8 protein-coding genes are annotated in these 9,728 nt (G+C 42.6%); 5 read left to right on the top strand and 3 right to left on the bottom strand.

Annotation, left to right across the window (positions count from 1 at the left end; translation table 11 throughout):
* The 3 genes from AC1DDX_RS16035 to AC1DDX_RS16025 form a co-directional block, all read left to right on the top strand.
* On the top strand, positions 1–408 hold a 408-nt coding region (locus AC1DDX_RS16035; protein ID WP_477622260.1), incomplete at its 5' end, for a HEAT repeat domain-containing protein.
* Positions 405–1,829 carry a glycosyltransferase family 2 protein gene (locus tag AC1DDX_RS16030; protein ID WP_172662172.1) on the top strand — a complete coding sequence of 475 codons (1,425 nt, stop codon included), beginning with the start codon at positions 405–407 and terminating at the stop codon, positions 1,827–1,829. The genes AC1DDX_RS16035 and AC1DDX_RS16030, both read left to right, overlap by 4 nt.
* Positions 1,830–1,832: 3 nt before the next feature.
* Positions 1,833–3,854, top strand: coding sequence for an LTA synthase family protein (locus tag AC1DDX_RS16025; protein WP_337716984.1), 2,022 nt, complete (start codon positions 1,833–1,835; stop codon positions 3,852–3,854).
* On the opposite strand, the gene AC1DDX_RS16020 is transcribed toward AC1DDX_RS16025, so the two are convergent.
* Genes AC1DDX_RS16020 through AC1DDX_RS16010 form a run of 3 tightly spaced genes read right to left on the bottom strand, consistent with a single transcriptional unit; the run spans position 3,855 to position 7,476 of the window.
* Complete coding sequence (locus AC1DDX_RS16020) at positions 3,855–4,997, bottom strand: hypothetical protein (protein WP_337716983.1); 1,143 nt, start codon at positions 4,995–4,997, stop codon at positions 3,855–3,857.
* Positions 4,998–5,017: 20 nt separating this feature from the next.
* Positions 5,018–6,265, bottom strand: coding sequence for a YaiO family outer membrane beta-barrel protein (locus AC1DDX_RS16015; protein ID WP_172662169.1), 1,248 nt, complete (start codon positions 6,263–6,265; stop codon positions 5,018–5,020).
* Positions 6,266–6,303: 38 nt separating this feature from the next.
* A complete protein-coding gene (locus AC1DDX_RS16010; RefSeq protein ID WP_337716980.1) occupies positions 6,304–7,476 on the bottom strand; it encodes a GAF domain-containing sensor histidine kinase in 1,173 nt (390 codons plus the stop codon).
* Positions 7,477–8,144: 668 nt separating this feature from the next.
* On the opposite strand from AC1DDX_RS16010, the gene AC1DDX_RS16005 reads away from it, so the two are divergent.
* Positions 8,145–8,732, top strand: a complete 588-nt coding sequence (locus AC1DDX_RS16005; RefSeq protein WP_172662167.1) for an RNA polymerase sigma factor — start codon at positions 8,145–8,147, stop codon at positions 8,730–8,732.
* An 83-nt stretch (positions 8,733–8,815) separates the two neighbouring features.
* On the top strand, positions 8,816–9,728 hold a 913-nt coding region (locus AC1DDX_RS16000; protein WP_477622259.1), incomplete at its 3' end, for a FecR family protein.

Genomic DNA, 9,728 nt, shown 5'->3' with positions numbered 1-9,728 from the left:
GTATTTGCGCTGAAACTCGCCCGTAACTACCATCATTTGGAACTTTACCAAGAGATTGTTGCTTGCCGTGAACACCTCGAATCCAGTGTAAGGACTCAGGCGATATACACCCTGACGGAAATTTACAGTGAAGACACATCAAAAAAACTATTGGACAGGGTCCCGTTGGAAGAATATAATAACCAGCTGGCCATTTTGAAGGCTGTAAAAAAAATCGGTGATGAAGCTGATCTACCCCGATTACAAGGACTTTTAAATACAGAAGATCTTGAAATGAAACTCTCGGTTGTCCGAGCAATGGCAAGCCTCAGTCAATCCGGTATGGACTTATTGATGGCTTGGCCACAATCACAGTCCTACCCGTTGAAGGAAATAATTACTCAGGTTAAAAGTGAAATTAGAGTATGAGCTGGCAAACAATAGTGCTTGATTTTTTTACCTACGGACTGCTGATCTATTCCATCCTGCTGCTTTCCTGCTACATGTTCATTGGCGGTTATTCAATCGGCGAAATCCGTACTTACCTGCGTAAAAACAGTTTTACAGACTACCGCGTGCTGGCCAGTTCGACACAGGCCCCAAGTATCAGTATTCTTGCGCCTGCCTATAACGAAGGTGCAAATATCATTGAAAACGTAAGGTCTTTGTTGTCGATCAATTACAACAATTTGGAGGTGATTATCATTAACGACGGGAGCAAAGACGATTCTCTAGAGAAGCTGATCAGCGCCTACGACCTTTATAAGACGGATTTTTTTGTAAACAAAAGGATTCCCACCAAGGACGTGCTGGGTGTTTACAAAAGCAGAAAGGCAGTTTACAAGAAGCTGATCATTGTAGATAAGCAAAACGGGGGGAAGGCAGATGCCCTTAATGTGGGAGTCAACATCTCCCAAAATGATTATATCGTTTGTATTGACGTGGACTGTATCCTGGAGCAGGATGCCCTGCTGAAGCTGGCAAAACCTTTTCTGGAAGACAGCAAAATCAGGGTTATCGCCACGGGCGGAGTAATCCGAATCGCCAACAGCTGTATTGTCGAAAACGGGCGATTGGTAAAGGTTAATCTGCCCAAACAGTTTCTTCCTAGGGTGCAAACCCTGGAGTACATCAGAGCATTTTTATTGGGCAGGATGGCCTGGAGCCGTCTAAACGGCTTGCTATTGATTTCAGGTGCCTTCGGGGCATTCGATAGGGATATCGTCATCAAATGCGGCGGATATAATCACAATACCGTGGGGGAGGATATGGAGCTGGTGGTAAGGATGCGCAGGTATATGGAAGAGCAAAAAGTACCTTATAAGGTGAGTTTTATTCCTGATCCGCTTTGCTGGACCGAAGCACCTGCATCTTTTAAAATTCTTGGCAGGCAGAGAAACCGCTGGACAAGAGGAACCATAGAGACCCTGCAGCTCCATAAAGTGATGTTCTTTAACCCCAAATACGGACGACTGGGGATGATCAGTTATCCTTATTGGTTCTTTTTTGAGTTTTTAGCACCAATCGTGGAATTTCTGGGATTGCTGAGTTTTGTGATTTTCGTATTACTGGGCTTGATTCACTGGTCTTTTTTTATTGGTCTGCTGCTGTTTATATTCAGCTTCGGATTTCTTTATTCGGTGTTTGCCATTTTGATGGAAGTACTGACCTATAACCAGTATAAAAGCAGCAAAGATCTGCTGATGTTAATCATTACGGCATTTTTAGAGCCATTTATTTTTCATCCTTTTGTTGTATGGTCAGCTATTAAGGGGAATATTGATTTGCTGAGAAAGAAGAATTCCTGGGGTGAGATGACCAGGCAGGGTTTTACAAAAAAAACAGTTTAGACAATGATCGATCGATTTAAATCAGCAACATTGGTTTTTATACAGCTGGCCCTGGTCTTGCTTGCTGCCTTATTCTTGATACGCATTTTTGAGATTTTGTTAAATGGATTTACCCATGAGTTCCCGCAAAAGGGAGCATCCTTTGTTTTCTGGGCGCTGCTGGGAGATGTGGTTTTCTGGTTCAAAGGGCTTTTTCTGGAATATATCTTTTTTGTTCTGCTTGCCCAGAGCTCTTTAAAGTTGTCAAAAGTGCTGTTCAAAATCTTTATCATCCTGATGATCATCATTCAGATCGGCCTGGTTCAATATTTCAATACCTCTCTGGTGCCTCTGGGTGCTGATCTGTATGGATATTCCATTGCAGACATCAAACAGACCGTTGGCGCCTCCTCAGGACTGGGTATTCAGCTGGTTGTGAGTTTTATCCTGCTGGTGGCATTGGTACTTGTGGCTTTAAAATTCCTGCCTGGTAAAATACAGCTGCCCTTTTGGGCCGCGGTGATCTTCCCTGGATTATCCTTGTTCTTTTTAGTTACCGGTGTCTTGCAGCTGATGCGTGGCCGTCCGTTTCAATCTGATTTTGACAACAATCTGGTGCTCAATAAAACTGACTATTTTTTTGTAAGTTCTTACCTTCATTTTTATCCTCCGGACGAGGAATCCGATATTTATGCAGATGCTTATATTGGGGATTATGGGGATACAAAGACCGTCGGCACATCATTTAAATATACCGGTGGTTCTGAATTCCCTTTCCTGCACGAAGTGTCCGATCAGGATGTGCTGAGCTCCTTTTTTAATTTATCCCCAAGCAGGCCCAATATTGTCATCATTTTGGTAGAGGGATTGGGTAGGGCATTCACTAATGAAGGGGCCTACCTGGGTAATTTCACCCCCTTTTTGGACTCCCTGTCCGGTAAAAGTCTATATTGGAAGAATTTCTTAAGTGAAGGTGGGCGTACCTTTGCTGTGCTGCCCTCTTTAATGGCCTCGCTGCCGTTTTCAAAAAATGGTTTTCTGGAACTTGGAGATAAAATGCCGCCACATGCCTCATTATATAGCGTGCTGAAGTTTAACGGCTATACTACTTCATTTTATTACGGGGGTGATGCGGGTTTCGACAATATGTCTCTATTCTTAAAGAAGAATCATGTTGATGAGCTCAGGGACATTCAATCCTTCCCCGGGGGATATGTGAAACTCCCCGCTGTCAACGGCTTCACGTGGGGCTACAATGACAAGGAGCTTTTCAGATACTATCTGGCCACCAGGGCGGATAGCGAATCAAAATCCCCGGAACTTAATGTGATCCTCACTGTCGCCAGTCATAATCCTTTTCTGGTTAATGATCAGCCTGAATATGTTAGTAAGTTTGAGCAGCGTATGGATGAGCTGGGTTTTGAGAATCCAAAAAAGGACACCTATAGGAATTACAAGCTGCAGTATTCTTCCATTATGTATACTGACGACGCACTCAGAAGCTTTTTTCAGGAGTGCAAAAAGCGTAAAGATTTTGCAAATACGATCTTTGTGATTACAGGTGATCATAGAATGCCCGAAATCCCCATGAGCAGCAAAATTGACAGGTATCATGTCCCGCTGATCATTTATTCACCCTTATTAAAGCGGAATGCACAGTTTGCATCCGTTTCCACACATTTTGATATCGTCCCAAGCCTGCTGAGCTTCCTTAAGGCCAGTTATAAACTTAAGGTGCCAGATCAGGCGAGCTGGATGGGAGAGGGCCTCGATACTGCAAGAAACTTCCGTAACGTTCATCAGTATCCCCTTATCCAGACCAAGACAGATATTATCGACTTCATCATGGGCGAGTACCACCTCAACGGAAGCTCACTTTACAAGATGGGCCCGGATCTGCAGGAGGAGTCGGTAGCGGATCAGCCCATTTATAAACGGCTAAAGAACGCCTTTGATCACTTTAAGCGGAGAAATGCTGGCATTGGAAACCGCGCAGGCATTTTACCAGATTCGGTGTTGAACAAGTACGGCCCAACTAAGCATTAATTACTTTTTGAATTTTTTTTCTTCCTTCAGTATTTGGCTAACCATGGGCCGGTAAAAGTTCCAGAAAAAACTGGCACGTTCCATCGGATCGCTTGTGTTATAGAACATCCATTTAAACAAACTGATACCTTTAAAATAGGAAGTACCCATGGTGATGGGATTGTCACAGAAATCACCAGAGAAGTAATAGAACCGATAATCTTCATGCTTATGCATAATTACAGCAGGGAAAACCCTGGGCAGCTGATGGGCTGCCAGCAGCTCACGGCCTTTCGCATTTACATCCAGGGTAAAGCTGGCAACCTGGGTATTGGTCTTAAGATCGGGCTGGATCACATCAAACCAGAACGCATACTTAATTTTGCTTGGAAGACCAAAATTCTGCTGCCCGTATGGACTGCTGGTAATATGGGGCATGGGATCATCCAATTCAGTGCTGTCCTGGAGAATGACTACCTGATCTTTATCGTTTACAAAGGCAACTCCTGCTTTTGTAAATGGCCACTGATTGTTGTTGTCTCTTTTGTAATTGCGGATTAACCATCTTGGTAGTTCCTTGTTTTTTGTACTGTCAAGGTTGTCAAAAAAGCGTCCGGTCCAGCCTGTCCAGCGCATGGCAAACAGCTTTTCGAACCTCAGGCGGGTATCCAGGTGTGTAGGACTTCCAATGCTATTGAATTCGGTAATGATCAGTTTGCCTTTGGCTTTCATCAGCCTCAGTAGTTCAATGTCCTGGCTGCTCATTCCTCCGTAAATCATGCCGGAGCGCTCGGTATTATTCTTTTGGCTATACCACTCATTGTTGTAAATGCCATAGGTATCTGTAAAATACACCATGTCCGCATCCTCACTCAGCTGTTTCAGCTGATCAGGATTAAATCGTTCCAAGCCTTTTAAGCGGAAGTTCTCCTTGTCCAGGGGGAAAAAACCGAAATAGTCCTTTGCAATCTGATAAGACTTGGTACTGGTTTTGGTGAATTTCTGGTGGTTCAGGATCCAGGTTAAGGAAATGTGTTCCTGGCCACGGGTGGTCAGGACCGTTTTGTCGATTATTGCCGCCACCATTTTTGTTTTAGGCGTGCAAAGCCAGAGCAGCCACATCAATAAGGGGATTGCCGCAATAACTGCCAGTAGGGCCAGCATTTTTCTCCTTTTTGACATCACTAAAAGCGTCTGATGTATCCCAGACCAAGGTCAATCTGTGTTCCTCTGGTATTCAATTTATATTCCTGATTGTCAACTCCCAGGTTAACGATTAGAATATTCAGGGACTTGAACGCGCGTCTGTATCCCAGAGTGATGTTGTTTGACCTTAGCTTATAGTTTGCATTGCCAATCAGCACATTGTTTTGCGGATCATCAGGAGAAAGACCTGTACCCAGCCGTAAACTGAAGTAATCATCTGCACCGCCGTAGTAATACCTGCTTGTTAAGGCAAACGACTGGGAAACCTCATTATTTGAAGGGGTGAGAAAAGTCCGGAAATTGAACCAGAAGCTTTTGTAATATTTACCAACAGAGGCGGTATAGATCCAGGTAGATTCACCAAAGGTAAGGTACCTGAATCCGGCTTCTGCTTCAAAACTTGCAGGCAAATTGGCATACAATGAAAAACCTGCCCGGTACTGGGGGAACACCCCGACATTATTGGAATATCCTCCGCTGATGTAAGCCTGAAAGGTATTGGAAATGCGAGGGTAGGCGTCAATCTCGAATTGAACCCCATTGTTTTTGAACCTGTTGGCGTAATTAATACGGCCAATGACCGAGCCCAGGGCGGTTTGATGGCTGTAGTCCACACTTACCAGGTGCCAGGGATCATCAAATTGTTTATCGAAATAGATAAAGTCGTAGTTGACCCCGATTTTGTTTTTTGAGGAATTCTCCCTTACCCTGGCCGCAAGTGTTCTTGCTTCAGTCATGTTTGGATCGGCCTTGATTACCTTTTCTATCTCTATATTGGCCTCAGACCATCTCTTCAGGTCATTCAAGACCTTTGCCTTCAGCAGCAACAGATCACTGGCATCGCTATGATGCTTCAACCCGGAGTTTACATGTTCAAGTGCCTTTTCAGAATTGCCTTCCCAAAATTCCAGGCTGGCAAAAGCCAGTGACGCATCCGCATTATCTGGTTGTTTATTTAAAACCTGACTAAAGGCCTGTCTGGCACTATCTGGTTGTTTATTCCAGGTATAAACTCTGCCAAGAAATATCCTGATATCTGTATAATCGGGACTTTTTGCAAGGGCCTGCTTACTTAGCGAAATTGCCTTGGGATAATCTTTTTGATCAAATGCCGCGCTGCGTGCTTTGGTAAACAATTCATCAGAACCGATATTCTGATCCTGAGCCTGCAGGAATTGGAAAGAAAAAAATAGAAGTGTTAAGGGCAAATGAAATTTTAAGCGCATGATTCATTACATTAGGGTGATACCCTAAAGATAATAAATTATAAATTACTCAAAGGGAGTTCCACTTTAAAAGTAGTCCCCTGACCAATCTGAGAGTGAATTTCCAATCGCCCGTTGAGTTTTTCAATTAGGTGTTTTACCAATGAAAGACCGAATCCATATCCCTTTTCCCCGCCTGTCCCCGCCGTGGTATGGCTGTCTCCCCTGAGGATCCGGGTGATCTCTTCTTCGGTTATACCAACTCCGGTATCCGAAACTGCAATATTCAGGTTATTTTGATCAGATTTGACAATCAAATCCAGATCTACCAGGATCCTTCCTTTATTTGGCGTAAATTTTATTGCATTGGAGATCAGATTGCCTGTAATTTGTAGAAGCTTGTTTTTGGAAAAGGGGATGTACTGGGTGTCCTGATTGACACTGACCTGCAACTGTAGTTGTTTGGTGACGGCCTGAGGGTCGTACAGCTGTTTCAGCTTATCACGAAAGCTGCTGAGATCGAAATGCTGGCTACTGAGCTGTTTGGTTTCATGCTCCTGGCTGAGAATTTCGTCAGCAAGATCCAGGATAGACTTGCTGCCTGTGTGGATCAGGTTAATAAAATCGATCACCTGGTCAATATGGGCAGTTTTGCCTTGTTCAGCTATGATCTGCGATAAGCCGATTATGCCCGCAAGAGGCCCCCTGATGTCGTGGGCAACTTTTTTCCTGGATTCATCAGCCTGTTTAACCTGATCACGTAATTCTTCCATAGCCTTATAAGCCTTCAGCCTGTTGACTATTTCTGCTGCAATGATCTTCAGCAGTTCTATTTTTTCCGGGTTAAGTGTCTTAAGTCTTGTATCCAGAACGCAGAGTGCACCAATATTCAGACCCTGTTGATCCTTCAATGGGACGCCGAAATAATACCGTAAGGATAAAGGGGCCTCTATGTATTTGTTTTTGTTAAACCTTACATCTTTGGAAAGATCCTTTACTTCAAATTGATCGTCATTCATGATTGTATACTGGCAGACAGATTCCTCTCTTGTCGTCTGATCCACCTCAATTCCATGGTTTGCAAGTGTCCATTGTGTATAGGAATCAATTAGATTGATCAGGGAGATTTCTGTGCCTGCTATTTTGGCGGCTAGGCGGGTGAGATCTTTAAAGTTTTCAGATAAACTGCTGTAGTCAATATCGAGTTCAGCTAGACGGATGAGTCTTGCCATTTCGTTTTCAGGTATAGGATGATTATTTTGGCGCATAGCTTGTTGACAATTGCCGAAGGTTTAATATAATACCGGTATGCGTATAACCAACAATGTGCCAGAATTTTTGAAACAGCAATGAAGAGATATGATGTTACCAAAGCACTGTAACCTTTCAAATGCTGTTAATTTGCAATTCGTTTTCACTGCGGCTATAGGCAACAGGTTGATTTCCTATTTTAGTAGAATAGCGGTTGCCGTTATATGGTAATTTGAAATCGTGAGTAATTCAGGGAGTTTTCATTGTGGGGCTTGTAAAATATTGATTTAAAGGTTGTTTTGGGCTTGGGTGAGTTCCGTCCGGCCCGTAAAAGCCACTCAATCGAGTGGCTTTTTTGTTTTTTCCAAGAATTCCGCGTGCGCCCAAAAGAATCCAAAAATAATGGATCAAGCGACATTTCTCAACAACATCTATATTTAAATAAATTGAATCCAGGTTTGTATGTTTTTTAAAAATACTGACTCTAAGGTTATTGTGATTTTACCCTTGATAGTTTAGAATATTTTTTATAATCTTGAGGAGAGAGCGTTAATTTAGGAGGCGGCGACTGTCCATTAATTTAGGCAGCGCCGCTTCTTTTTTCATTAAAGGAGCTCTAAAAGATCATTGTTGAAAGAAAACCTTATAAATGAATGATTGTAGAACACTTTCAGACGCTGAGCTTGTAGATCTCCTGAGGGCAGGGGACCATCATTCATTTACCGAGATTTATAAGCGGTACAATAGCCTGCTTTACATCTATGCGTATAAAAAGCTTCAGGACAGCGAAAGTGCCAAAGATATTATCCAGGAGATATATGTTCATTTATGGAATTCCAGGAGTAATTTAAATATTCAGACTACACTTTCTGGCTACCTTTACAAGGCTGTTTTAAATCGTGTACTTAATGTTTTTCGGCATGTGGCCATCACTCAGGAATACATCTCATCATTCAAAGAAGTTACAGACAATGCAGCTGCTCAAACGGACTATCGCATTAGGGAAAAAGATCTTAAATCATTAATTGAAAAAGAGATCAACAACCTGCCGGAAAAAATGCGCGAAATATTTCAATTGAGACGCCAGGAATATTTAAGTAACAAAGAAATAGCAGATCGCTTAAATATCTCCGAACATACGGTAGCTACTCAAATTAAAAGGGCGTTGAAAACACTTCGGGGAAAACTTGGACTGTTCCTTTTTATATATGCTTTTTTAACAGGGATGTTGAAATAATATTTTTTTTCCCTTCGTGTACCMGATTCCTAATTCTGAGGTGTCTTTGTTATGATTATCTTAAAAAACGCATAGGGTAGATTATGAACGATGAACAAGTAAAGGACTTATTGGAGAGATTTCAGGCCGGGACATGCTCCGATCGGGAACTTGAAAAAGTACGTTACTGGCTGCACAAATTCCGTGAGGATGAGCAGTCTGGTTTGTCACAGATTGATCTGGAAACTATCGATGATCAGATGTGGCAACCTATTCTAAAAGCTACTAAGCCAGAAACGGCCAGAATGATAAGCTGGCCATTAGGGGTTGCAGTTTCAGCAGCATCGATCATCGTCCTGGGTGTTTTTATTTATTTCTTCACTAAAGATACTTCGAATAAAACATATGTAAATGACATTGATCCGGGAAAGAATACCGCCGTACTCATTTTGAGCGATGGTAAAAAGATCAATTTGTTAAATGCTAAAATTGGTTTGCTGGCCCTACAATCTACCACTCAAATTACAAAAACCAAGGAAGGAGAAATTATTTATACCTCTCGACATGAGCTGCCCCCGTTACAGAACGGGGGCAAAAGCTCATATTCTGAAATTTCAAATACCATTCGAACGCCACGTGGCGGACAATATAAGCTCTCGTTGCCGGACGGCACGAAAGTATGGCTAAACGCCGCTTCATCTCTAACATATCCGATTTCTTTTCGTTGGCTTAAAGAGCGTAGAATAGAGCTGAACGGCGAAGCCTACTTTGAAGTTGCTAAAGATAAATTGCATCCATTTTTAGTACAAAGTAAAACACAAACTGTAAAAGTACTTGGAACACGGTTTAATATCAGCGCCTATTCTGATGACCAGTTTACAAATACAACGTTGCTTGAAGGTAGTGTTCAGGTTAACCAGATTACACTTAAACCCGGACAACAGGCTGTGAATTCAGGAACGGCGATTAAAGTGAATGTTGTGGACCCCAATGATGTTATTGCCTGGAAAGAAGGAG

The sequence above is a fragment of the Pedobacter sp. 10L46_2 genome, from assembly GCF_056395165.1.
This window is presented reverse-complemented; position numbering and strand designations above follow the sequence as displayed.